This is a genomic window from Methylacidiphilum sp. Yel (genome assembly GCF_004421185.1).
Classification (GTDB): domain Bacteria; phylum Verrucomicrobiota; class Verrucomicrobiia; order Methylacidiphilales; family Methylacidiphilaceae; genus Methylacidiphilum.
Window position 1 is genome coordinate 24,493 of record NZ_LXQB01000013.1, and the last position, 23,436, is coordinate 47,928.

Annotated in this window: 18 protein-coding genes; 7 read left to right on the forward strand and 11 right to left on the reverse strand. The window is 40.3% G+C overall.

The features are described from left to right. Nucleotides 1–35 precede the first annotated feature (35 nt). Nucleotides 36–1,490 carry a sigma-54 dependent transcriptional regulator gene (locus tag A7Q09_RS02665; RefSeq protein WP_134389770.1) on the forward strand — a complete coding sequence of 485 codons (1,455 nt, stop codon included), beginning with the start codon at nucleotides 36–38 and terminating at the stop codon, nucleotides 1,488–1,490. A 169-nt stretch (nucleotides 1,491–1,659) separates the two neighbouring features. Here the strand turns inward: A7Q09_RS02665 and A7Q09_RS02670 are convergent, their stop codons facing one another. From A7Q09_RS02670 to A7Q09_RS02680, 3 genes are all read right to left on the reverse strand, one after another. Further along, nucleotides 1,660–2,031, reverse strand: coding sequence for a Fur family transcriptional regulator (locus tag A7Q09_RS02670; protein ID WP_134389771.1), 372 nt, complete (start codon nucleotides 2,029–2,031; stop codon nucleotides 1,660–1,662). A gap of 77 nt (nucleotides 2,032–2,108) precedes the next feature. Beyond that, nucleotides 2,109–2,657, reverse strand: coding sequence for a ribonuclease H-like domain-containing protein (locus tag A7Q09_RS02675; protein ID WP_166791897.1), 549 nt, complete (start codon nucleotides 2,655–2,657; stop codon nucleotides 2,109–2,111). Nucleotides 2,658–2,920: 263 nt separating this feature from the next. Beyond that, nucleotides 2,921–3,682: a hypothetical protein gene (locus A7Q09_RS02680; RefSeq protein WP_244228475.1), complete on the reverse strand. Its 762-nt coding sequence runs from the start codon at nucleotides 3,680–3,682 to the stop codon at nucleotides 2,921–2,923. 560 nt (nucleotides 3,683–4,242) lie between these two features. Here A7Q09_RS02680 and rpsB point away from each other — a divergent pair. The 5 genes from rpsB to A7Q09_RS02705 all read left to right on the forward strand — a co-directional run bounded on the left by rpsB (nucleotide 4,243) and on the right by A7Q09_RS02705 (nucleotide 9,019). Continuing rightward, nucleotides 4,243–4,995: a 30S ribosomal protein S2 gene (gene rpsB / locus A7Q09_RS02685; RefSeq protein ID WP_347877492.1), complete on the forward strand. Its 753-nt coding sequence runs from the start codon at nucleotides 4,243–4,245 to the stop codon at nucleotides 4,993–4,995. A gap of 104 nt (nucleotides 4,996–5,099) precedes the next feature. Continuing rightward, nucleotides 5,100–5,711 carry a translation elongation factor Ts gene (gene tsf, locus A7Q09_RS02690; RefSeq protein WP_134389774.1) on the forward strand — a complete coding sequence of 204 codons (612 nt, stop codon included), beginning with the start codon at nucleotides 5,100–5,102 and terminating at the stop codon, nucleotides 5,709–5,711. A gap of 266 nt (nucleotides 5,712–5,977) precedes the next feature. After that, nucleotides 5,978–7,342, forward strand: coding sequence for an acetyl-CoA carboxylase biotin carboxylase subunit (gene accC, locus A7Q09_RS02695; protein WP_134389775.1), 1,365 nt, complete (start codon nucleotides 5,978–5,980; stop codon nucleotides 7,340–7,342). Between the two features lie 8 nt (nucleotides 7,343–7,350). Beyond that, on the forward strand, nucleotides 7,351–8,019 hold the full coding sequence (thiE, locus tag A7Q09_RS02700) for a thiamine phosphate synthase (protein WP_134389776.1): 669 nt from the start codon (nucleotides 7,351–7,353) through the stop codon (nucleotides 8,017–8,019). A gap of 40 nt (nucleotides 8,020–8,059) precedes the next feature. Then, nucleotides 8,060–9,019 (forward strand): NADPH:quinone reductase, encoded by a 960-nt coding sequence (locus A7Q09_RS02705; protein WP_134389777.1) that lies wholly within the window; start codon nucleotides 8,060–8,062, stop codon nucleotides 9,017–9,019. Between the two features lie 134 nt (nucleotides 9,020–9,153). Here the strand turns inward: A7Q09_RS02705 and A7Q09_RS02710 are convergent, their stop codons facing one another. The 4 genes from A7Q09_RS02710 to A7Q09_RS02725 all read right to left on the reverse strand — a co-directional run bounded on the left by A7Q09_RS02710 (nucleotide 9,154) and on the right by A7Q09_RS02725 (nucleotide 16,104). Beyond that, nucleotides 9,154–10,047, reverse strand: coding sequence for a hypothetical protein (locus tag A7Q09_RS02710; RefSeq protein ID WP_134389778.1), 894 nt, complete (start codon nucleotides 10,045–10,047; stop codon nucleotides 9,154–9,156). 291 nt (nucleotides 10,048–10,338) lie between these two features. Continuing rightward, nucleotides 10,339–13,044 carry an isoleucine--tRNA ligase gene (gene ileS / locus A7Q09_RS02715; RefSeq protein ID WP_134389779.1) on the reverse strand — a complete coding sequence of 902 codons (2,706 nt, stop codon included), beginning with the start codon at nucleotides 13,042–13,044 and terminating at the stop codon, nucleotides 10,339–10,341. A gap of 43 nt (nucleotides 13,045–13,087) precedes the next feature. Then, nucleotides 13,088–14,161, reverse strand: a complete 1,074-nt coding sequence (pheS, locus tag A7Q09_RS02720) for a phenylalanine--tRNA ligase subunit alpha (RefSeq protein ID WP_244228476.1) — start codon at nucleotides 14,159–14,161, stop codon at nucleotides 13,088–13,090. 26 nt (nucleotides 14,162–14,187) lie between these two features. Next, on the reverse strand, nucleotides 14,188–16,104 hold the full coding sequence (locus A7Q09_RS02725) for a cytochrome C biogenesis protein ResB (RefSeq protein WP_134389780.1): 1,917 nt from the start codon (nucleotides 16,102–16,104) through the stop codon (nucleotides 14,188–14,190). A gap of 295 nt (nucleotides 16,105–16,399) precedes the next feature. Here A7Q09_RS02725 and A7Q09_RS02730 point away from each other — a divergent pair, with 295 nt between their 5' ends. Then, on the forward strand, nucleotides 16,400–18,088 hold the full coding sequence (locus tag A7Q09_RS02730) for a formate--tetrahydrofolate ligase (protein WP_134389781.1): 1,689 nt from the start codon (nucleotides 16,400–16,402) through the stop codon (nucleotides 18,086–18,088). Nucleotides 18,089–18,116: 28 nt separating this feature from the next. Here A7Q09_RS02730 and A7Q09_RS02735 read toward each other — a convergent pair whose 3' ends face one another. The 4 genes from A7Q09_RS02735 to A7Q09_RS02750 form a co-directional block, all read right to left on the reverse strand. Beyond that, on the reverse strand, nucleotides 18,117–18,581 hold the full coding sequence (locus tag A7Q09_RS02735; protein WP_134389782.1) for a universal stress protein: 465 nt from the start codon (nucleotides 18,579–18,581) through the stop codon (nucleotides 18,117–18,119). A 270-nt stretch (nucleotides 18,582–18,851) separates the two neighbouring features. Continuing rightward, nucleotides 18,852–19,994, reverse strand: coding sequence for a signal peptidase I (gene lepB, locus A7Q09_RS02740; RefSeq protein ID WP_134389783.1), 1,143 nt, complete (start codon nucleotides 19,992–19,994; stop codon nucleotides 18,852–18,854). Then, a complete protein-coding gene (gene lepA / locus A7Q09_RS02745; RefSeq protein ID WP_134389784.1) occupies nucleotides 19,991–21,811 on the reverse strand; it encodes a translation elongation factor 4 in 1,821 nt (606 codons plus the stop codon). Before lepA ends, lepB begins: the two co-directional genes overlap by 4 nt. A gap of 266 nt (nucleotides 21,812–22,077) precedes the next feature. After that, the gene (locus A7Q09_RS02750) at nucleotides 22,078–23,064 is read right to left on the reverse strand and encodes an aldo/keto reductase (RefSeq protein WP_134389785.1); all 987 of its coding nucleotides are present in this window, start codon (nucleotides 23,062–23,064) and stop codon (nucleotides 22,078–22,080) included. Nucleotides 23,065–23,436 lie beyond the last annotated feature (372 nt).

The following is a 23,436-nucleotide window of genomic DNA, read 5'->3' on the forward strand; positions in this document are numbered from 1 at the left end:
AACTATCTTACAATAAAAGAACTGTAGTTAGCATTATGATGAAAGAAAAAGTCACTAGTTTACGTTCCACCCCAGCAGAAAATTCCTTTGTCCAGTCGATACTCATTGTAGATGACGAAGAAGACGTGTTTTATTCTTTTCAAAGGTTTCTTGAGGCATTTCCTCTAAAGGCATATAACGCCAAATCAGGTGAAGAGGCATTGAAGTTTCTAAGATCGAATGCTGTCGATATCGTCCTTATGGATATTAGAATGGGCGGAAAGAATGGGTTGGAAACATTAAAGGAAATAAGAAAACTTTCTCCCCAACAAATCGTTATCATAATGACCGCCTATGGTACCTGTCAGACCGCCATTGAAGCCATGAAATTAGGAGCTTATGATTATATTCTAAAACCTTTTAACATTCTAGAGCTTAAATCGATCCTGATGAAGGCGATGGAAGCTTCTAAACTGACTAAAGAGGCTTCTAAAGAAAGTCCCCATTCTTCTGTCGATAGACATGGCCTTCAAATCATTGGCAACAGCCCGGCCATGCAGAAAGTTTACAAATTGATTGGGCAGGTGGCTCCAACGAATGCAACCGTTTTGATAGTAGGAGAAAGCGGCTCAGGTAAAGAACTTGTAGCAAGAGCCATTTATCAGTATAGCCTTCGATCTAATAGACCATTTATTGCTATAAACTGTGCCGCGATCCCAGAGAATCTTCTTGAAAGCGAGCTTTTTGGTCATGAAAGAGGCTCCTTTACAGGTGCCATGGCACAACGGATTGGAAAGTTTGAACAAGGGGATGGAGGCACTGTATTTTTGGATGAAATAGGGGAGATGCCTATTACTACTCAGGCAAAAATTCTAAGAGTGCTTCAAGAAGGGGAATTTTGTAGATTGGGCAGTAATGAGCCGATCAAAACAGATGTGCGTATTATTGCAGCTACTAATAAAGATCTAGCTGCCGCTGTGGCTAAAAGGGAGTTTCGAGCCGATCTCTATTATCGACTCAATGTTGTTAAGCTAACACTTCCTCCGCTAAGAGAAAGGGTGGAGGACATTCCAGCTCTTGTGGATCATTTTTTAGCAAAACATCGTCGGTATCTTCCCAATGCGGCTTCGCGGGTTTCACAGGATGCCATAAAACATCTCATGGCCTATCATTGGCCTGGGAATATTAGAGAATTAGAAAATGTCATTCAAAGAGCGATGGTTCTGGCAACAAGCGCTACAATCCAGAGTTGCCATCTACCAGAAGAAATTCGGTTCTATGAAAAGATAAAAGAGTCAAAAAAGACAAGCTCGGTAGAGCATTTTAGCAAAGAGTTGAATGCCCTTATAGAAGAAATTGTGGCTGCAGAGCGTAAAGAAAATCGTATAGAAAATCTGAAAACGCTATTCCATTGGATTTATAATCACGTTCTTGAGGAATGTGGAGGAAATGAATCAAAGGCAAAAGAAATTTTAGGCTTTCATCCTTCTAGCGTTGATGCCATAAAGTAACAACACGCTTCTACCCGTTAGAATGGGTGCGCTACTCTTTAGCTAGGGCTTGGAGGTTCTAGAGAGTTTCTAAGGGGGAAGTATCCACGAAAAAAGTACGGGGAAAGAGAAAGTCTTATAGTGGAATAAGACCGCACTTTCTCTTTTTTTTCTTAGATAGCTCTTCTTCTTATTTTGCACAAGAAGGACAACGGCCATAGAGAATAATCTCATGTTCCTGAACAAGAAATCCTTTGGGAACAAGTTCTTCGATCTTGTCAGTGCATTTCCCAAATTCGAAAATTTGGTGGCAGTCTCGACAATAGAAATGATGATGGTGAGCCCTTCCAGAAATTTCATATCGTGGAGACTCTCCTGGAATTTCAACAGTTACGACTTTTTTATTTTCTTTTAGGATTCGTAGTAATCGATAAACCGTTGCAATACCAACAGAGGGGACAAGTAAAGAAGCTCTAGTTTGAATTTCAGCAGGGGACAAAGGACTTTCCGCGCTACTCAATACACTGACAATGGCTTCCTTTTGCTTAGTTTTCCGTGCCATAAGCTTAACTCACTATGAATAAAGAGGATAGGATAGTCAAGAATAGAGATAGGAAAAGCAATTAATAAGTGTGGAGGTTAATCCATCTTCCAATTCACTGCTATTGGTTCCTTAATGCCATTTTCATTAAAATAATACACTTTGCCGTTTTTTACTCCATATTCATGGAGAAGTTTTGTAATCTTCACGTCATAGCAGCAATATTCTGCAATATCCAATAATTTTCCTTCTTTCCACCATCTTAAAGCCTGTAGACCGTGAGCGGTTTTCCCTATTCCTAGAGTTGCTCGGGCTAACTGCTCGAGCTTGATGCGTCTAGAAATTCTTTTTTCGATATCTAAGAGCAGATCGATACAGGGAAGAGTGGATAAACTGAAAACAGAATATGAATCAAGAACTGGTATATCAAATCCCAAGATATTGAAACCGATAATACAATCCGATTCTCTCAGCATGGCTAGCAGATGATCTACTTCTTCTTCTCTAAAAATGAAATATTTGTTATGCAGGCTGCTATAGATGACAGCAATGGAAATCCGCATTAAATGTTTTTTTTGCCAACCTCCGACCTCAGAAGCACTATTTTGGGTTTCTATGTCTAAGTAAATGATATGCTTGGTAGCCACTCTTAAAATATATTTCCTAACATGATTTTCTTGCCAGGATCAACCCAGAAATTGTCAAGAAATGGAAGCTGAAATAGCTTCAGCTGAGCTTTGTCTAGTTCATGATCTTTTAAGCAATATCCACTTCATTCCCCAAGAAGCATAAAATCCTTTTTGTTTGGAATGGATTCAGTCCTAATGCTTGTAAAGGCCTATAGCCTTTCATAAGCCAACAAACTGCTTGCACCTTAGCTTTTGGGTTTCCTAGAGCAAACTTTTTCTGATTATTGAAAAGAAGCAGGTCTCCATTGGGAAGAGGCTTCTTTTTCTCTAGCTTTTATTGCCGAATAGATGATAGCTTGTTCCCCATATTTTATCCACGGTCCAGGGGGTACAAGACAATCATCGACAATTCTCCAATCCGTTAAATTCATACCGCTTAATCCTAAATAATCTCTAACGGCGGGTGATACATCCAATCCAGCTTGGTTATGATCACGCGGTCTGTCTGGACCAAAGACATAGGAAGCAAAATCACTTCTTAGTGGGCCTACATCTTCCCACTGGGCATAGGCGACTTTTCCGCTTTTTGATCTAATTTCTACCCAACGCCCCTTACACTGAGAGACGAAGCGGTTTTCAGGGGAGGGAATTTTGTACCATGGCACCCATTTTCTAGCTAAATCTGGATAGGCAACATCGTTGAATGGAAGAGCCACATAAAAGGGGTTTAAAGTAGCTGCGAAATGACGCGGCAGAAAACCAACTCGTTTAATAGGGTCATCAAGTCCCCCGTAATTTTTTCTCCAGTGAACATCCCAAGCACTGGTAGAGCAAGCAGCTCCGCTGAGTGGAGTTCTTCCTTCTCCAATCCAAAAAACAGTCGTAACGATATTCCGATGCCAAGGATAGGCATGGTCACGATTTTCAGTTTTTAGATAGTCTTTATACGAATATCCGAAAAGAGAATGGGTTAAAAATAATAGGAAAGTTGAAAGTAGCAATTTAGACTGTATCGCTTCTCTCCCAAAAGCCAGCACTCTCACCTCCTTTCGAATATTTAATTTCGTGCTTTTTTTCTAGAAATTTTGGAGTAGCGAGTCAATAACTTTTTTTCTCTATAGATAAAAAAGTTTTTAATAGCGAAAATGATAGGTGACTTGGCTACTTAAGCTTGTCGAAATATCTTTTTTATGCAAGCAAGCTATTTAGTAGGGCTAGTCTCTCACCAAGGTTAATTCTAAAATCGATTCGGGACTTCACAGTTGCAAGGCCAAGCTCCTGGGCAGTAGCTCTTTTTTCCCAGCAGGAGTCCCATGGCAAATAAATGAGGCTGTAAAGCGGGAGGAAATTTTATTGATAGCAATCAAAGCTTTGGCAAATTCCTTGACATCAGTTTTGACTACCAGTACCGTATCAATTGCCAGAGGAATAAGAGGAGTAGGGATCGAAACAATCCCTGTCGACTACGGGTAATGAAATCCTCCAGGATATCAGAAATAAAGCCCGGGTAGCCTCTTTTTTTAGTTCTATCATTAGCCATAAAATTAATTGTTGCTAATGAAGAAGGATAAAAGTAAAATAAAAAATTTAATCATAACGATAAATAAAAATGGTAGAATTAGAAGATCTTATAAAGTCTGGAACATATTTTGGTCATAGGAAAGACCGTTGGAATCCCAAAATGGCTCCCTTTTTACTCGGACTGAAAGGGGGCATTCATTTGATAAACCCCAATAAAACAATGGAATGTTTAAAGAGAGCTGCAGATTTTTTGAAAAAAACATCCATTGAAGGGGGAAAGGTTTTGTTTGTTGGATGTAAACGCCAAGCCCAAGGTCTTATTGAGGAGATAGCTAAGAAAAGCGGTTCTTTTTATGTGAATTATCGATGGCTTGGAGGAACATTGACAAATATGGTAACTATCCGCAAATCGATTGCACGTATGAAGTGGATAGATCAACTGGAAGCCAGTGGCACAATGGAAAGGCTCCCCAAAAAAGAAGCAGCCAAATTGAGAAGGGAGAATGCTAAGCTTCATCGAAGCTTGGATGGAATCAAAGATATGGAAAGGCTTCCTGCGGCAATCGTGATTGTCGATGTTGTAAAAGAAGAGATTGCGGTATCCGAGGCAAGAAAATTGGATATACCTATAGTTGCTATTGTTGATACCAATGGAAACCCTGAAAAAATCGATTATCCAATTCCTGCCAATGATGATTCTATCCGTTCTATTCGAACAATTTTGGAAGAAATTGGTAATGCCATAATGGAGGGGAAAAAGGAAGGGGGATTTTCTCTTCCTGCAGAGAATGCCGGCAATATGGCTTCGGATGCGACGCTTTTGTCAACTAATTAAGTTCCAAATGATTTAATAATAAGAACAACAAGAGTAAATAAAGCTTTCTCCAATTCTTGTTGTTTGAATTCAATTTTTTGGGGGGTGTTAATGGAAGGAGATATATGAGCAATGCGATTTCTGCCCATTTAGTCAAAGAGCTTCGCCAAAAAACTGGAGCTGGTATAATGGAGTGTAAAAAGGCTTTAGAAGCTTCGGGAGGGAGCATCGAAGAGGCTGAAAAATGGCTTCGTCAACAAGGGATGGCCAAAGCAAGGAAGAAATCTGAAAGACAGACCCCTGAGGGGGTAATTGCTTCCTATATTCATGCTGGCGATAAAATAGGAGTCTTAGTAGAAGTAAACTGTGAAACTGATTTTGTTGCTCGCACTCCAGCTTTCAAAGAATTTGTTAAAGAGATAGCTATTCAAATTGCGGCAGCCAATCCCAAGTTCATCTCCAAGAACGATGTTCCTAAAGCGATCCTAGATTCTGAAAAAAACAAAATTATCAGCACTTTGAAACTTGAGAATGATGAAAATTTGGATCGGATTGTCCAAGAAAAGCTGGAAAAGTTTTTTATTGATAACTGTCTGCTGGAGCAACCGTTCGTTAAGGATCCTAGCATCACTATTAATGATTTACTCTGTCAGCGCATTGCTCAGATTGGGGAAAACATTGTCATCCGCCGTTTTGTTCGATTCCAGGTAGGTGAAGAATTGGAAGAGCTTTCCTAGTTAAAAAAATATTGTAAGGGAGCAAGCCCGATTTTGATTGTAGCCTTAAGAAAAGCCTAGCTTAGAGAAACGCAGTATACAGAGATTTGAGTGTCTTAAAGTATTTTAGTTTTATTATCACTAGGAAATAACTCGCTAAAAATATAAAAAAAATTCTTTTGAATCTTGATCTTGTTTTTTTCTTTTATTAGCATTGGTTTTTGCTCGAAAGAAACATTTCAGATAAATTTAATCTGCTCCTTTTCCTATAGAGATAGGACCCAACAATGTTCAACAAGATCTTAATTGCCAACCGCGGTGAAATAGCATTAAGAATCATCCGAGCTTGTCGTGATCTGGGTATAAAAACTCTAGCCGTCTATTCAGAAGCTGATGAGAAGTCCCTGCATGTTCAACAGGCAGATGAAGCGATATGTATCGGCAGTGGGCCTGCAACGGAAAGTTATTTGAGGATGGATAGGATTATCAGTGCTGCAGAAATAGGGGATGTCGATGCGATTCATCCAGGATACGGTTTTTTAGCTGAAAATCCTCATTTTGCTGAAATTTGTGCCAACTGTAATATCAAATTCATTGGTCCAAAGGCAACGATCCTGAAGAAGATGGGAAATAAGGCCATGGCTCGGTTTCATGCGAGAAAAGTGGGCGTGCCCGTGGCACCGGGAAGTGACGGCATTGTGGAGTCAGAAAAGGAAGCTTTGAAAATTAGCCATCAGATTGGCTATCCAGTTATTATTAAAGCGGTTGCAGGAGGAGGGGGAAGAGGCATGCGGATAGCTCATAACGATGTAAGTTTGGTTCAGGGGTTTGTCGCTGCGAAGCTTGAGGCGGAGAAATCTTTTGGAGATGGCAGCTTGTACATCGAAAAGTTGATCGAAGATCCACGACATGTCGAATTTCAAATCTTAGCTGATACCAAAGGAAAAATTGTTCATGTTGGTGAACGGGATTGTTCCATTCAGCGAAGAAATCAAAAGCTTGTCGAAGAATCTCCATCCCCTATTGTGGATCCAGCCTTAAGAAAAAGAATGGGCAAGACAAGCATCCGACTTGCTGAATCAGTCGATTATGAAGGGGTGGGAACAGTAGAGTATCTGGTAGATAAAGCCGGTAATTTTTATTTCATCGAAATGAATTGCAGGATTCAGGTGGAACATCCAGTGACCGAAGAAGTCTATGGTGTCGATCTAGTCAAAGAGCAGATCCTTGTAGCTGCTGGTTATTCTATAGGCAAAGAATGGGAAGAACTCGAACCTAAAAAACATGCCATAGAGTTTCGGGTTAATTCAGAGGATGGTTTGCAAGACTTTCGCCCAAGTGCCGGCAAAATAGATTTCCTACATCTTCCTGGTGGACCTGGCATCCGTGTCGATTCTCACCTTTATCAAGGAATTGAAATTTCTCCCTATTACGACTCTATGCTCGCCAAAATTATAGCTATTGGCAATTCCAGGGATGAAGCAATCGCTCGGATGAACAGAGCATTAAATGAAACAATTATTGAAGGGGTTAAAACCACCATTCCAATAGGCAAGTCCGTTTTTCAAAATACAGATTTCAAAACGGGCGATTATACGACCAATCTTATAAACAAAATTCTGGCTGCAAAAAAATCTCTGGATGAGCATTGAAGGATTGAATGAAACGGGACATTTTAAAAAAAAAATTTCTGTTAAGTCAGGGGCGATTGTATGGGATTTTGGATCTGGGATATGTTCCTGCTGAAAAGCTAAAAGCTTATAGTGAACAACTTGCCGAAGGCAGAGTGGATATTTTACAACTTCGAGCAAAAAATCTAGAAAAAAAGAAAATCGCAGACCTTGCCCGGGAAATACAATCGAGCTTAGTGGAGAAAGAGATTCTTTTTATAATCAACGACTATCCGGATATAGCTTTGGAAATAGAGGCTGATGGAGTACATTTGGGTCAAGAGGATATGCCTATTGAGCAGGCAAGAAAATACTTAGGCGAGGAGTTCTTAATCGGGAAATCGACTCATACTCTCTCTCAAGCTCTAACTGCTTCCCAGGAGCCAGTGGATTATATAGCTTTTGGACCTATTTTCAAAACACCAACCAAGCCTGATTATCTTCCTGTTGGGATTGAATCAATAGCTGCTGTCAAAGAGAGGATTAAAAAACCGGTCTTTTTCATCGGAGGGATAAATAAAGAAAATATTTCTTTGGTTTTGTCTGCTGGAGCTGATCGAATAGTCATGGTTTCTGCTCTTTTAGGCGCTAAGGATATTCCAGAATTTTGTCGGCAAATGAGAAATCTTTTGTCTTTAAAAGGTCTTCTAGCCAATTAGAAATAGGGGTTTTGGCCATTATTTTTGCAGTGGATAAATCATGAAAGTCATCCTTGTCTCACGTTTTGGGGGGCCTGAAGTTCTTGAATTGAAAGAAACTCCCCTTCCTCAGCTACGCCCGGCCTCGGTCCTGATAGCAGTTAAAGCAGCTGGGGTCAATCCAGTAGATACCTATTTAAGGGCAGGTAGTTTTGGTTACCAACCAAATCTTCCTTTTATACCAGGTATCGATGGAGCCGGTATTATTGAAGAAGTCGGCGAAGGAGTATCAAAGTTTCATAAAGGTCAAGCCGTTTTCTTTCAAGGAGTCTTAGGCAGTTATGCACAATACATTGTTTGTCCTGAAGATCGGGTCTTTGAACTTCCTCAAGGTTTTTCTTTTTCACAAGGCGCTGCCATTGGAAGTCCTTATGCGACTGCCTATCATGCATTGTTCCAATGCGCTGGTGCTGAAGCAGGGCAAACAGTTCTTGTTCATGGGGCTAGTGGTGGGGTTGGGATAGCGGCTGTACAGTGGGCCAAGAGTCGTGGGCTTCGAGTTTTGGCTACAGCAGGAACAGCAAAAGGCAAAGAACTAGTGCTCGATGTGGGGGCTGAGATGGTCTTTAATCATGGAGAAGAAGGGTATGTTAACAAAATTTTAGAATATACTCAAAATCAAGGAATCGATATCATTCTAGAGATGCTTGCGAATAAAAACCTTGAGAACGATTTTTCTCTTTTAGCGAACTATGGCAAAATTCTTGTTATTGGAAATCGGGGCAAAATTGAAATCGATCCACGAAACATCTTAAGAAAAGAGATTTCTGTCATTGGAGTAAATCTTTTTCTTGCAAGCTCTTCTCAAAGAAAAGCCATATTCGCTGCTATAGAAGCAGGCTTGAAAAATAAGAGCTTATGGCCAATCATTCGTGCAGAAATTCCATTAGAGCAGGCAGCGTTGGCCCATAAAATGATTATGGAAGGGGGAGCGACTGGCAAAATTGTTCTTATCATTTAACCAGTCTTTTTTTCCTATTAGAGATTTAGAACCTCATCACTCCAGTGTAGTTTAGGCTTTGCCAATTCTGTATTAATAATAAAAAAAGGGCTTCCAGTTTGGAAGCCCTATAATTAATTATAACTCCTAACTTTTTACCAAAACACATATTTAGCACCAAGCACTCCAATATAGTTCAGCATTTCCCCAAAGTGCATGGACTCATTACCTACTGCAGTCCCGTAATTAAGAATCGGATTGTTCATGTAGAGGAACTTAAATTCCACAAACAAACTGAGTTCTCTTGTAAAATAATATTCAGTACCAGCAATTGGAGTAAATACGAATCCACCGTCGGTAGTGCTTGCCCCATTAACAATCCCGTGACCTAAAATACTCTGACTAATATTACTTGCAGACAGGTAATAACCACCAACACCCATACCGATATATGGAACAAGCTTCCAAGGCGTCACCAACTTTAATAATCCATTAATAGTCAATATCCCCATGTTTAACTGCATGCCCGTATTAGTCCCGAAGCCTGTAAAAACTCCAGCATGACCAAAACCCGTGACTCCTGTACCTGACTGAGAATTCCCAATATAAAATCCATCAAATTCTGCGGCAGGCATTAAATACCACCCTTTACCAGCCAGGTTATCTCCAAGTTCCCATCCTTTCCACTGATAACCAACTTTGACACCACCAACCCACTGCCAATTACCTCCTAAATTTCCATTGCCAATCAACCCAGAACTGAAATTTGAGGTATAATGGTTGGTATCCATGTAGCCAGCGCCCCCATAAAGGCCTGCATATAATCCTTCTTTGGGACGAAACGCTTCTTCTTTGGATAATTCTTTCTGTTCCTTCATCTCCTTGCTGGCTTCCTTCATTTCTTTATCCCCGCCTGCACTGGATAAGTCCGTCGATGTGGAAGCCGCACTATCTCCTTCTTCAATTCCCGCTCTCAAAGGTTGTATCACTGCAAGTGTAAACAAACCAATTGCAGGTACCAAATAACGGAGTGTTTTCCTCCTCTTCATAGTATATCCTCCTTCTTTTTCATATTTGGAATAACATTTATGCTATTCTTTCTGTAAGTTTTCTTTTTTTCAAAATTTACAAGAAATGTCAAACAAATTTCTAAAATATTTTGGAAAAATAAGAATTTTTTTTATTTCCCTAACACTTTTACCTATTTTTTTCTTATTCTTCCTTTCCATTTCTCCAAAATCTTATTTAAAGCAAATACTTACTTACATTAAGGTTCATAGATTGATCAACACTTTTTTTATAAAAGTTTTCATTTTTTTTAGTATTTTTTACAAACCTAGCTAGCGACTATACGCCTTTTCTTGTAGCACTTTTAAGCATCTCTCACATACATGTGGAAATTCAGGATCTTCATTCCTCTGGGCAAAAAGACTGAATTTCCAGCACCGTGGGCATTTTCCTCCTGGAGCTTTTATCACTTCGATTTCCGTTTTTTCTGCTCGGCAAAGTTCCAACTGCGATACCAGCAATACTTCTGTTAAAAGAGGAATGTCTTTTTCTTCAAATTCATGCGTATGAAGGATTACCTTCGCTTCTAAGTTCTTCCCAATTCGCTTCTCTCTTCTAGCTTGCTCCAGTTCAATATTGGCTAGATCCCTTAATCGCAATATTTTTTGCCACCGTTGCTCGAGCTGTGTTCCCTCCTGTTTGTCTTTTTCTGTAGGAAAAAGCTCAAGATGGATTGAATTCTTTTTCCCAAAACCTCGCCATGCTTCTTCTGCGGTAAAAGGGATAATTGGAGCAAGGAGTTTAACAAGAGATTCAAAGGCTCGGTGCAAGACGGTTTGTGCTGACCTCCTAGAAAGCCAGTTTTTCCCATCGCAGTACAACCTGTCTTTTAGGATATCGATGTAAAAACTCGATAGCTCAACAGAACAAAATCGGACTAAAGATTGATAGACCTGTGGAAATTCATAGTTGGCATAGGATGCTTTTGTTTTTTTAATTAGTTGATCGATGCAAAAATCAAAATACCTATCGATTTCCAAGAGCTCATTTTCGGGGACGGAATGGATGGTAGGATCGAAATCAAAGAGATTGCCTAAAAGGATCCTTAAGCTATTCCTAATCAATCGATAAGAATCAGAAAGCCTAGAAAATATTTCCTTGGAAAATGGAACATCTTCAGAAAATTCTTCACTGGCCACCCAAAGCCGAAGAAGATCAGCTCCATATTCTTTAATCTGTTCAGATAAGTCTTTGGCACCTGAGGATTTGGAAAGTTTTTTGCCATCAAGATCGACCACAAATCCATGAGTAAGTACGGATTTAAAGGGTGCCTTTCCTTTTGATGCCACCCCAAGCAGCAGGGAGGATTGAAACCAACCGCGATGTTGATCGCTTCCTTCAAGATAAAGATCGGCAGGATTTTCTCCCCTAGGTACAAGCACTGCAAAATGGCTGGAACCTGAATCTATCCAGACATCGAGCGTATCCATTCCTTTTTCATAGCCAGATGGAACATCAAACTTTTTTCTTAGCTCTTCTGAATCTAGTTGGAACCACAAATCGGTCCCTTGCTCTTCAACCATGTCGGCAAAGCGTCTGATAATTTTTGGATCGAGGAGCGGCTCGCCATCTTTTCTGTAAAAAACCGGGATGGGGATCCCCCAGTATCTTTGCCGAGAAATACACCAATCTTTGCGGCTTTCAACAGCTCCTTTGATCCTGTTTTCTCCTCGCTTAGGGATCCATTGAACCTTTTCAATTTCATGGAGAGCTTGGATTTTGAACGCTTCAATATTGATGAACCATTGGGGCACAGACCGAAAAATAATAGGGGTTTTTGAGCGCCAACAAAAAGGATAATCATGAACATAAAGTTTTTTTGCCCATAAAAGCCCTCTTTCTTCGAGTATGTCACAAAGGAGAGGATTGGCATCGAAAACATTCATCCCAACGATCTTTTCTATGCCGCATTCTTTTGTGAATCTTCCCAAATCATCCACCGGAGAAAATACTGCTAATCCTTTTTCTACCCCCAGTTGATAATCTTCCATTCCATGGCCTGGAGCAATATGGACAATCCCACTGCCCGTTTCTTCACTGACAAAATCAGCTGCGTAGACTTCCCCATACCTAGGGAGAAGGGGATGAACATATTGTAACCCTTCCAGTTTCTTACCCCTAGAAAAAGAAAGGATTAGAGTCGATTCAGAGAGTTTAGGAATTGTTGGTGCAAGCTTGGAGGAGACGATAATATATTTACTGCCTACACTTCTTAACTCATAAGAGAGATCAGGATTTACTGCTAAAGCTAAGTTTGCAGGCAAGGTCCATGGAGTCGTTGTCCAAACAAGAAAAGAGGAGCCTTGAGGCAACCCTCCTTCTTTGCAGCTCATCTCTGAAACAGGAAATTCCACATAGATGGAGATGTCTTCCTTTTTCTGATATTCTACTTCGGCTTCGGCAAGGGCCGTTTTACAGCCAATACTCCAAAAGACAGGACGCAGTCCTCGGTAGACTAATTTTTTTTCGACTAGTTCAGCGAAAAGTCTTAGCTCGTTGGCTTCGTAATGAGGATCCATGGTGATATAAGGATTATCCCATGCTCCGAATACACCAAGCCGCTTGAACTGTTCTTTTTGCACTTCAATCCATCGCTTAGCATATTCCTTACACTTTTCCCGGATGGTAGGAGGATCATTGGAGAAGGAGGGGGTCTCGCTCATCACCTTATGTTCAATTGGTAGTCCATGACAATCCCACCCAGGAATATAAGGACATTGAAAGCCAAACATATTTTTGGATTTAAGAACAATGTCTTTAAGTATTTTGTTCAGCCCACTGCCCATATGAGCTTTGCCGTTGGCAAAAGGAGGCCCATCATGAAGAATGAACTTAGGACTGTTTTTTCTCAGTTCCAAAAGGGTTGCATAGACCTTTTCTTTTTCCCATACTTCGATCCATTGAGGCTCCCTTTTGGGAAGGTCAGCTTTCATTGGAAACTCTGTTTTGGGTAATAAGACAGTAAGACTGTAATCCATGAAAAATCCTCTTTAAAAAATGGTTCTAAAAGTTTCCATTCCTTCAAAAGGAAGGGCTTAAATTCTTTAAAAACCGAAAATCATTTTCGGAGAACAATCTCAGATCCGGCACCTGATGGACAACCATCAAGTATCTTTCAATGCCGAAGCCAAAAGCAAATCCAGAATATACTTCTGGATCTATTCCCATATTTAAAAATACTTTTGGATGAACCATCCCACAACCACACAGCTCCAGCCATCTGGGTGCTTCTCCCTCCTGCGTAGCGATGGCCCCATCTACTTCAAAACTTGGTTCAGTAAATGGAAAATAATGAGGCCTAAACCGAAATTGCAACTGATTTCCTAAAAGCTCTCTAAAAAAATATTCAAGGGTTCCTTTGAGATCGGCAAGACTAATTCCTTTATCAACAACTAACCCTTCGACCTGCCAGAAAACGATCGAATGAGTGGCATCGATTTCGTCTCGTCTGTAACATCTTCCAGGAGCAATCATACGGATCGGCAGTTGGTTTTTTTTCATGACCCGTATCTGGACTGGAGAAGTTTGTGGACGCAAAAGCAGCCTACCAGGAGAATTGTCTTCAAGGCTTAGGTTTTCTTTGATATAAAAAGTGTCTTGTTCATTGCGGGCAGGATGCCCTAAGGGAATATTCAATGCATCAAAATTGTTGTATTCGCTTTCAATTTCAGGGCCACATTCGATTGTAAAGCCGATTCTTTGGAAAATCTCGATAATTTTTTTTAGAGCGATAGAAATTGGATGAAGCGTGCCAGAAAGAAAGGGTCTACCGGGCAGGGTACTGTCAGCTAAGGAGGGTGATGGAAAAGCAGACTGCGAAAAGGAATCAGCCGCAGATAAAGAAATTTCCTTCTTGTGTAGACTTTCCTGTAGCTTCGATTTGAGCTCGTTGAGTTTTTTGCCTACTATTGGTCTACTTTCTTTGGGTAGTTGGCCTATTTTTTCCAGTAAAGTGGAAACTATCCCCCTGCGTCCAAAATACTTGATCCGCAGGGACTCGATCGCTTCCTTGGTTGTGATGGCTGAAAGCTCTTCGGAAAAACGTTTTTCTAAAATTTCTAATTCTTTATCCATAGGAGGGTCCCAAACATTCATGGCAATATTTTGCTATGAAAAGACATCTAAGAGAGGGAACGAGAATTAAGCGTTGAACAAGCCGCCTTTTCATCCGTTTTTGCTCCTGCACTCTCTTCTTTGTCTAGCACCACGGGAGGTTTCGGACTAATAAAAAACATGGTTAAAATACCAATGCAGATCATAAGAGAGCCTATCCATTTGAAAGGCCAGCCTGGATCATAAAGAACCTGCAAAGTACTTTCGTTCAAATCTTGTGGGTTCCACGAGGATTGGGAAAACTTGTAGTTAAGCCCTAAGACTGATCTCCAAAATCCTCCAGGATAGGAAGCGGGATAATTCATATGAGCCTTCCCAATGACAATTTTTTTAGTTTTTGGGTCTTCAAACTTAAGGGTGCTGATAAAATCTGAAGGAGCATCAGAACCTTCATTTCTAGGAACTTCAAATTTTTCCAGGGATACAAAAAAGGGTAAGGAGAGGATCTTAAAACCATAACTAATTTGTAGTGGAATATTATTTAGTACAAAGCTTTGTGGATATCCAGAGAGGATCCAAAGGGCTTGGGACTTTTCCTTAGTTTGTTTGTCTTCTATCCAACCATGAATTCCCGGAGGGAGGACCTGAGCAATATTGGCTTGAGAAAGTCTTTGCTTTTGAATTTCACTGGTAATAGTGGCCGAAGGTTCATAGCGCAGTAGAGTGGCTGACCAGTCTGCCCATCCTAAAAGAAAGGTTTTACCGATAGCCATTTGTCCTTCCTGATAGGGTTTTCCATTGCGAAGGAGCTGATAGTTGATCGTTCCATTAGGAGCATCCCACATCCTAAAAACCAATTTTTGTGTGCGATTCTGTTGCCAGTACACATGCACAAGGATGGCTGGATTAAGAGGTTCTCCAGATAAGGAGGTGGGTTTACCCTCTTTTATCGAAAAATTTGGCCAATACTCAGCAACTTCCATTTTTCCCTCCGCTGGAAGATCGACCACCTTCTGCATGATTTCATTCAATGGCCAAGCCCTTTTTTCTCCATCCTGGCTGATAACCACAACATAGAGAGATCTGTTCGATGGGGAAGGGTTGTCCCATAAAAGAAAATATTTGTAAATAGAATTGACCCCTTCATGGGCATGAATGACAGATTGATCGGGCGCATTGGCAAAAAGGACAGCTGATTCATGGAAAGTCTCTCCATCTGAGTCGGATGGCTCTTTCATTTCAATTCTTGCCATTCCAAAAAAATCTTCATACCACCTAGAAGGATCATTCTTCAATAGCACATAGGTGAACTTTTGATTAGCCATTTTGCTTTTCAATTCAATAAGGACTCCTGGGCTTCCAGAATTTTGTTGAGGAGATAAGTTTTCACTGAGAAACAGTTCTTTGGCATAATCATCGGTATAAAACTTTAGTCCTGTTCCAGGAATGTCAATGGATCGTGGAGCCTTGGATGAAGGCCTCCAGAGTTCAGCAGGAAATCTGTATTCTTCGATTTCCTTCAGAATGGGATTCTGCACTAAAAGGACCGTCTCTTTAGTGGTTAATCTGTTTTTTGGTATCCCACCAGCTTCTAAGGTTATAAATCCCTCAAAGCCTTTTTGCAATCCAATCAAAGCACCAATCAAAAGGATGATAATCCCATAGTGGGTGACAATAAACCCAATATGTCTTTTTTTCCATGGAATCCGTGTCAATGTCACCGCAAAAAGATTAATGCACAGTAAAATAAGCCAGCCAAAAAACCAGGGAGATTTGTAGATATAAAACTGAGCAACCTGAGTATCTAACCTAGATTCTACAATTGTTGCTATTGCACAGCCCAAAGCTATCGATAAAAGAAGAAAAATCGCTAACCGAAGGGAGCCTAACAGATGGATGATTTTCCAATAGAACGAATTCTTTTTCCTTTCTTCTATGAGCTTTTTTCGTTCGATTTCTGATAAATTACTAAAAAATAATCTCACTTTTTTTTACTTGCTTAAAATAAAAGTATATAAAAAAACTTCTTAGATTCTAGGCGCATTAGATTCTCTTCTCAAGTATAAAATGGATCCCTTAAGAGTGTATTTTCGTTCACCCAATAGGTGCGTAGAAGCCGCTTTAGCTTTCGTAGGAAGATAGCCTTGGGTACCGAAAGAATTATATTTTCTTGAAAATAACTGGGCTACAATGAAAGAATAATGGCAAAGGATTAAGTAAAAAAAAAAGAGATTTTTTTTCAAGCATGGCATGGTTTGAGGAAATCCAGAATCAATAATTGTGAAAGAGTTACGTTTTTCTCCAGATTTAAAGATAGCGCGCGAAAAAAAACTTTTACCAATTGAAGAAATAGCAAAAAGCATTGCTATTCCCTCAAGATCCCTTGAATGTTACGGACATTTTATTGCCAAAATATCATGGCAATATTTAAAAGAGCTTTTTTCTCAGCCTAAGCGAGGCAAGCTCGTTTTGGTGACGGCTACAACTCCTACCCCTGCTGGGGAAGGAAAAACGACAACAGCGATTGGTCTCACTGATGGATTCAATCGATTAGGGCACAAAGCCATTCTTTGTTTGAGAGAGCCATCGATGGGCCCCATTTTTGGGGTGAAAGGTGCGGCCACCGGAGCGGGTCTTGCGCAAGTTGTTCCAAGAGAAGAGATAAACCTTCATTTTACTGGTGATTTTGCTGCAGTGGCGGCCGCACATAATCTTTTGGCTGCCTTGATAGACAACCATCTTTATCAGGGTAATGCCTTAGGTATTGATCCAAGAAAGGTAAGCTGGGGAAGGGTATTGGATTTAAATGACAGGTCTTTGCGAAAAATCCTTCTGGGGTTAGAAAGCAGAAAATCTTTCCCCAGAGTCTCTTTTTTTGACATCGTAGCGGCCTCTGAATTGATGGCCATATTGTGCCTTTCGCAATCTTACATGGATTTGAGGCAAAGGATAGCCAACATCCAGGTTGGCCGCAGATGGAACGATACAAAAGTTACGGCCGAAGATCTTGAGGCTGCTGGGGCTATGTCGGCCCTTTTAGTGCATGCTCTTAAACCCAATCTTGTCCAAACTTTGGAAAATAATCCAGTTTTTGTGCATGGCGGACCTTTTGGCAATATTGCTCATGGATGCAGTTCGGTGATGTCATTGAATACGGCCTTGCGGCTTTCTGATTGGGTGGTTACTGAAGCAGGATTTGGCAGTGATCTAGGAGGAGAAAAATTCGTTAACATACTATGCCGGCAGAGTGGTTTAAGCCCAGACTGTGCGGTGATAGTCACGACTATTCGTGCTTTAAAGTATCATGGAGGGATGGAGTTGGGTTCCCTGGCAAAAAAAGACTTAGCCTTTTTAGAAAAGGGACTACCTAATCTTTTAAGGCATATTGAGATTGTTGAAGAAGGGTTTGGAGTTCCTGCAGTCATTGGACTGAACCGTTTTAGCGTTGATAGTGAAGAGGAACTCGATTGGCTTGGCAAAAAACTTGCCGACATGGGGCATTCCTTTGTCATATGCAATCATTGGCAGCAGGGAGGACTTGGGGCTATGGATCTTGCAAGGAAAGTGATCGAAAAAAGTAGTCTCCATAAAAGTTATTGTAAGTTTAGCTACGCAGAGTCGGAGACTGTTGTCGAAAAGATTCGGAAGATCGCATTTAATATTTATAAAGCTGGAGATCTTTCATTCCATCCTACTGCATATGAAGAGATAAAAAGGATTGAAGATGAGGGACTAGCCCATTTCCCCCTATGTATGGCTAAAACGCAATATTCATTTTCTGTTGATCCCAATCTAAAAGGGGCGCCTCAAGGACACCATTTTTATGTTAGAGAAATCAGAGCGGCTACTGGGGCAAAATACATTCTTGTTTTGTGTGGGGAGATAAACACGATGCCAGGCTTGCCTAAAGTCCCTTCTTCCAGTCATATTGACATTGATGCCGATGGCAATATCATCGGGACCATTTAAAGTTTTTTCACCGGCTTTTTTTGCCGTTTTAGGATTCTTCTGAAGTCGAGCGAATCAATAAGATAGGAGCTTTTGCTTTCTTCCTTACAGGAATGGCTGTGGATCCCCAAAAAATTGATCCTACTAAGCCATGGCAATGGCTTCCCATAACTATCAAATCGACTTTTTTTTCTATAGAGACCTCAGCGATATGACTTGCGGCATCTCCATATTGGATGATGATTTCGGTATCGATGCCTTTTTCTTGGAAGAGCCTGGCTACCGCAAGTAATTTTTCTTTGTTGATGGCCATTTCTTTAGCCATACTATTTTCGACCGTTTCGTTAGAAACCACAGTCCATGATTCATATCCAGGAAAAGGGAAGGCAAAACCCGACATTACATGGAGGAGAAAGACTTTGGCTTTAAGAAAGCAAGCTAGCTCTTTTACATGAGCAATGATTGGGAGATCTCTTTCATTATTTTCCAGGGCTAAAAGGATAGATTTGTACATGAAATTAAAAAATGGCTATATTTACATTTAGAGAAATAATTTTTTTGTGCACGTCGTTAAAAAAAAATATACGATCTAAAAAAAAAACAGCTAATAGAATAGGATGTTTTTGGGATTGAGTTCTGTTTGTATTGGAGCAGCAGCTGTGTCCTCTATAGCGATAGCTGGCCTTGGCTTTGCTGTATGGAGCTATTATAAAAAAAAGAAAAAGTTATCTTTTATAGTTTTCTTTTTTTCTGCTCTTCTAGCTTTGGTTGCCAATCTATTTTGTTAACGGATTATTCCCCATCTTTTATTGAAAGGCCAGTAGACAATAAAGCCGCTGCCTACAAGATTTTGCATGGGCACAGGCCCCCAAAATCTACTATCGAGACTATCAGGACTGTTATCTCCCATCGCCCAAAGGCATAATGGTGGAACAGTATAGGTTTCGGTTGGATCGACTAAATATTGTTGGTTAGGTAAAATGACATAGCCTTGATAGCCATCTTTTTGCGATTCAATTTTTGCCATCATCTGATTAGGGGGAGTCGCTGATCCATTGATCAATAAAAATGGAGGGCGAATTTGGAGTGTATCACCCCAGATCCCTACGCATCTTTTGATATAGTATTGAGAGCCTTCGATTCCTTGAAGTCGCAGATTAGCCTCAATTCCCTCTATTCCAGTTGTTTTAAATACAATAACCTCTCCCCGTTTGGGGGGACGAAAATGGTAGATCAATTTATTGACGAGGACTTGATCCCCAGTATCTACTTCAAAATTCAAGACATGGTTCTTGGGCTCGAAGGACAAACCAGGACGAAGGCCAAGCTTATACTCTAAAAGATGAGGATTAGTCCAGAGGTAAGACTGTTCCCCACTATCGAAGGTAAGCTTAGAGTATTCAAAAAATATAAACTTCCCTCCTTCGATTTTTTCGAGTGTGCCTCCTTTTTTTAAAGAGAGGCTATGGTAGCTTTTGCCAAGAAGAACAAACTCCACAATCCTTTGGATAAAATTTGGAGGTTTTTCGTTTCTTTCGATAACCTGGATTCCGTACAGTGTCGGTTTCATGGAGTCTGTAGGAATTTTAAAAGGTTGCAAAAAATAAGCCCTGATAGCTAAAGCTACCACTAGCGCTACAAAAAGAACTTCAATATTTTCTTTCCATCCAGCCCATTTTGATTCAGGAAAAAGAAGATGAAATAACTTTTCGCCATCCTCCACGAGTGCCTCTAGATTACTATTCTTGGAAGAATTAATGGCAGATTGAAACCTTTGGAAATAGTCTAGAACTTGTTTGACTTGACTTTCATTGAGTAAGTCTTTGCGATAATTAAACTTTCTTCGAAAGTCTTTTAAAAATTGTAAAGCCATTTTTCTATTTTTTTTGGCTTGTGCTTCTTTCTTGTTAAGAAGTAGAAAATTCATGATTGTTTTATATCTGTTTTAAGGATTTCCAGGAAAGCTTCTTGAGGAATATCGACTTTACCAAATGTCTTCATTCTTTTCTTGCCTTCCTTTTGTTTTTCTAACAGCTTTCTTTTTCTTGTAATATCTCCCCCATAGCATTTAGCCGTGACATTTTTTCCAATAGCTCCTATATCTTCTCTGGCTATGATTTTGCTTCCTATGGCAGCTTGAAGGGCAATCTTAAAGAGATGTCGTGGAATGCGTTCCTTGAGTTTTTGAATGATCGCTCTGCCTCTGGACTCCGCTTTGGATGCATGCACAATGCAGCTTAAAGCTTCAATCGGTTCCCCATTGACTAAAATATCAAGTTTTACCAAATCACTGATCCGGTAACCTGCTGGTTTATAATCCATTGACCCGTAGCCGTGGGTAATGGATTTTAGCTTATCATTGAAATCCACAAGAATTTCGTTTAATGGAAAGATGCAGTGGAGAATCACCATATTTTGATCGATGGTTTCTGTAGTCTCACAACTACCTCTTTTTTCAGAAATTAGCTGCATCAATTCCCCGATATTTTTAGAAGGAACAATTAAATAAGTCTTTACTAAGGGCTCTGCGATATGCTCTATGGTGGAAGGATCAGGGAGTTTAGAAGGATTGTCCACTTCCAGGATTTCTCCGGAACGCAAATAGACTTTATACACAACACTAGGATAAGTGCTTAGTATGTCCACCCCATACTCTCTTCTTAGTCGTTCTTGGACTATCTCCATATGAAGCAGCCCTAAGAATCCACAACGGAACCCCGAACCAAGGGCAACCGAACTTTCTTGACTGATGGTAATTGCTGGGTCATTAATTTGCAGTTTTTGAATAGCATTCTTCAGTTTTTCAAATTCAGAGGAGTTTAGCGGATAGATCCCGCTGAAAACCATAGGTACAATTTCTTGGAAGCCAGGCAATGGAGAGGATGTCCCCCCAGTTTCCCAAGTTATGGTATCGCCGATTTTAATTTCGGTAGGATCTTTAATATTTGCAATGACGTAGCCAGAATTGCCTTCATATAATTCCTCTTCTGGTACCATTTTGGGATTGAAAATGCCCACTTCTTTTACTTCATAAGACTTCTTTGTCGATAAAAGAAGAATTTTCTCTCCTTTTTTAATTTTTCCAGAAAAGAGGCGAACGTAGAGAATGACTCCTTTAAAAGGGTCGTAAACGGAGTCGAAAATTAAGGCTCTGAGAATTTGGTCAGGAAAGGGTCGCGGAGGAGGGATCTGGCGAATGATTGCTTGAAGAATTTCATCAATACCGATGCCTTCTTTCCCACTTGCAAGGACGGCTGTGTCAGCTGGAATAGCAAGAATTTCTTCTAGTTGCTTTCTTACAAGCTCAGGATTTGCCGTTGGCAGGTCTATCTTATTAATAACGGGGATAAGAACAAGGTTATGTTTTTCTGCTAAGAAAACATTAGAAACCGTTTGAGCCTGAATTCCTTGTGTCGCATCGATGACTAAAAGGGCTCCTTCGCAGGCTGAAAGACTTCGAGAAACTTCATAGGAAAAATCGACGTGTCCAGGAGTGTCGATCAGATTGAGCTGATAGTATTGTTTTTCTTTGGGATAGAAATAGGTCATGGTGACGGGATGGGCTTTAATGGTGATGCCTCTTTCTCTTTCTAGGTCCATGGAATCAAGTATCTGATTTTGTAGTTTGCTTTCAATAACCGTTCCCGTAATCTGCAGAAGCCTATCCGAAAGCGTCGTCTTCCCATGGTCTACATGGGCGATAATGCAGAAATTTCTAATTCTTTCTCTTGGGATTTTTTCCATTTTTCAATGTAAAGGTGAACCCACTTCCATGATCCAGTCGACAAGATAGAAGAGAAGCTAGTGTTTAACCAGCCATTGGGTAATTTTCAACAAAATCTTTTCTTTTTTTTTTGCCTTCGAAGAAGAAACTAACTACCAATACATCAATCCATTAAAACATTGCTTTTCAATATAGCGGTAGAGAAAAGACCATTCAATTTGTTTTTATCTTTTCCTCACAGAGATAAGAGGCTGGATAAAAGCAACAAAGGGCAGCCATGGAGCATTTAGCCTTCTATAGGAGCCATAAATTCAGGACCTATAGGTTGAGGGATGGTTTCGGTAAGGATCTTGTCAATCATTCGCAGGTCTTCTTGAGCTAAACTCCATCCAGTGGCGCCAAAGGCTTCTTCTATCTGACTTGGACCTCTGGCTCCCCAAAGCACAACAGACACTCCAGGTTGCATCAGAGCCCAACAAGCAGCAAATTGTGCTAAAGATTTTCCGTAGCGGGCAGCAATTGGTCTAAATTTTTCCACAGCTTGAAGATAACGAAGAAAATTTTCGCCCTGAAACTTTGGATCTATTTTTCTCAGATCCCCATCGGGGAAAGTAGAATCAGGACGAAATTTTCCTGTTAACAATCCCCTACAGAGTACACCATAGGTCAGGGTTGCTATACCCTCTTTGATACAATAGGCTAAAAGTTCTTTTTCAATTTCTCTTTCGAACAGATTATAGGGTGGTTGATTAGTATGAATGGGAGCAGCCTTTTTGAAAAGTTCCATTTGCCTCGGTGAAAAATTACTGACCCCTATAGCCCGAATTTTCCCTTGTTCCTTTAACTTCAAAAGACATTCTGCGGTCTGTTCAAAGGGCACCTTGGAGTCTGGCCAGTGGACTTGATAGATATCTATGACAGAGAGGCCAAGGCGCCTTAGGCTATCCTCGATTTCCAGTTTGATTCTTGTAGGAGAAGAATTTCTCCTAATTTCCCCACGCTGATTCCATTCAAGACCAAATTTAGTAGCGATGACAATAGGATGGGATTTTCCTATGAGCCGAAGGGCTTTGCCAACTATTTCTTCTGCTTTTCCAAAACCATAAATGGGAGCTGTATCAATGATGTTGATTCCTCCATCGACAGCTTTGATTATTGCTTGGATAGCTTCTTTTTCATCGATTCCTCCCCACATCCATCCACCCATAACCCAGGTGCCAAGAGCGATTCTGGAGACTTTTTCGGCTATAGCAGGAATTTGAATGTAGTCCATAGGGTTTTTTCTATTCAGTTATTTATTTTTTAATTAATCGCGAAGACTAGTCATGGCTAGTGAAAAGCTTTTGGAATGTTTTAGTATTTAATTGCCTCCTTAACAAAAGGCTTCTCTTCCAATTCGTTTCTCCTTTTAGTCCATATACCGATAGACTGTTCTATCGCTTGCAGGATATTCGATTCATATAGGCCACAGCAGCTCTCTCAACTACCTGGTTTATTGACGGTATCAGCTTTCTTCCATACTTTTACCATCCATCGCCGTAATGCCCCTGCCTTCAGGCATGGGGATATAAGGCGATAAATTATAGCTATGTGTAGTATAATTATGTATGAACAGAAAAGAACAATTGAAATCCAATAAAAATAT

Excerpts from the sequence above, each read along its gene's own strand:
- tsf (WP_134389774.1), top strand. The coding sequence starts at position 5,100 with ATGAGCAATGCGATTTCTGCCCATTTAGTCAAAGAGCTTCGCCAAAAA.
- A7Q09_RS02665 (WP_134389770.1), top strand. The coding sequence starts at position 36 with ATGATGAAAGAAAAAGTCACTAGTTTACGTTCCACCCCAGCAGAAAAT.
- thiE (WP_134389776.1), top strand. The coding sequence starts at position 7,351 with ATGAAACGGGACATTTTAAAAAAAAAATTTCTGTTAAGTCAGGGGCGA.
- A7Q09_RS02710 (WP_134389778.1), bottom strand. The coding sequence starts at position 10,047 with ATGAAGAGGAGGAAAACACTCCGTTATTTGGTACCTGCAATTGGTTTG.
- A7Q09_RS02735 (WP_134389782.1), bottom strand. The coding sequence starts at position 18,581 with ATGTACAAATCTATCCTTTTAGCCCTGGAAAATAATGAAAGAGATCTC.
- lepB (WP_134389783.1), bottom strand. The coding sequence starts at position 19,994 with ATGAATTTTCTACTTCTTAACAAGAAAGAAGCACAAGCCAAAAAAAAT.
- A7Q09_RS02750 (WP_134389785.1), bottom strand. The coding sequence starts at position 23,064 with ATGGACTACATTCAAATTCCTGCTATAGCCGAAAAAGTCTCCAGAATC.
- lepA (WP_134389784.1), bottom strand. The coding sequence starts at position 21,811 with ATGGAAAAAATCCCAAGAGAAAGAATTAGAAATTTCTGCATTATCGCC.
- A7Q09_RS02705 (WP_134389777.1), top strand. The coding sequence starts at position 8,060 with ATGAAAGTCATCCTTGTCTCACGTTTTGGGGGGCCTGAAGTTCTTGAA.
- ileS (WP_134389779.1), bottom strand. The coding sequence starts at position 13,044 with ATGGATTACAGTCTTACTGTCTTATTACCCAAAACAGAGTTTCCAATG.
- accC (WP_134389775.1), top strand. The coding sequence starts at position 5,978 with ATGTTCAACAAGATCTTAATTGCCAACCGCGGTGAAATAGCATTAAGA.
- A7Q09_RS02670 (WP_134389771.1), bottom strand. The coding sequence starts at position 2,031 with ATGGCACGGAAAACTAAGCAAAAGGAAGCCATTGTCAGTGTATTGAGT.
- pheS (WP_244228476.1), bottom strand. The coding sequence starts at position 14,161 with ATGAATGTTTGGGACCCTCCTATGGATAAAGAATTAGAAATTTTAGAA.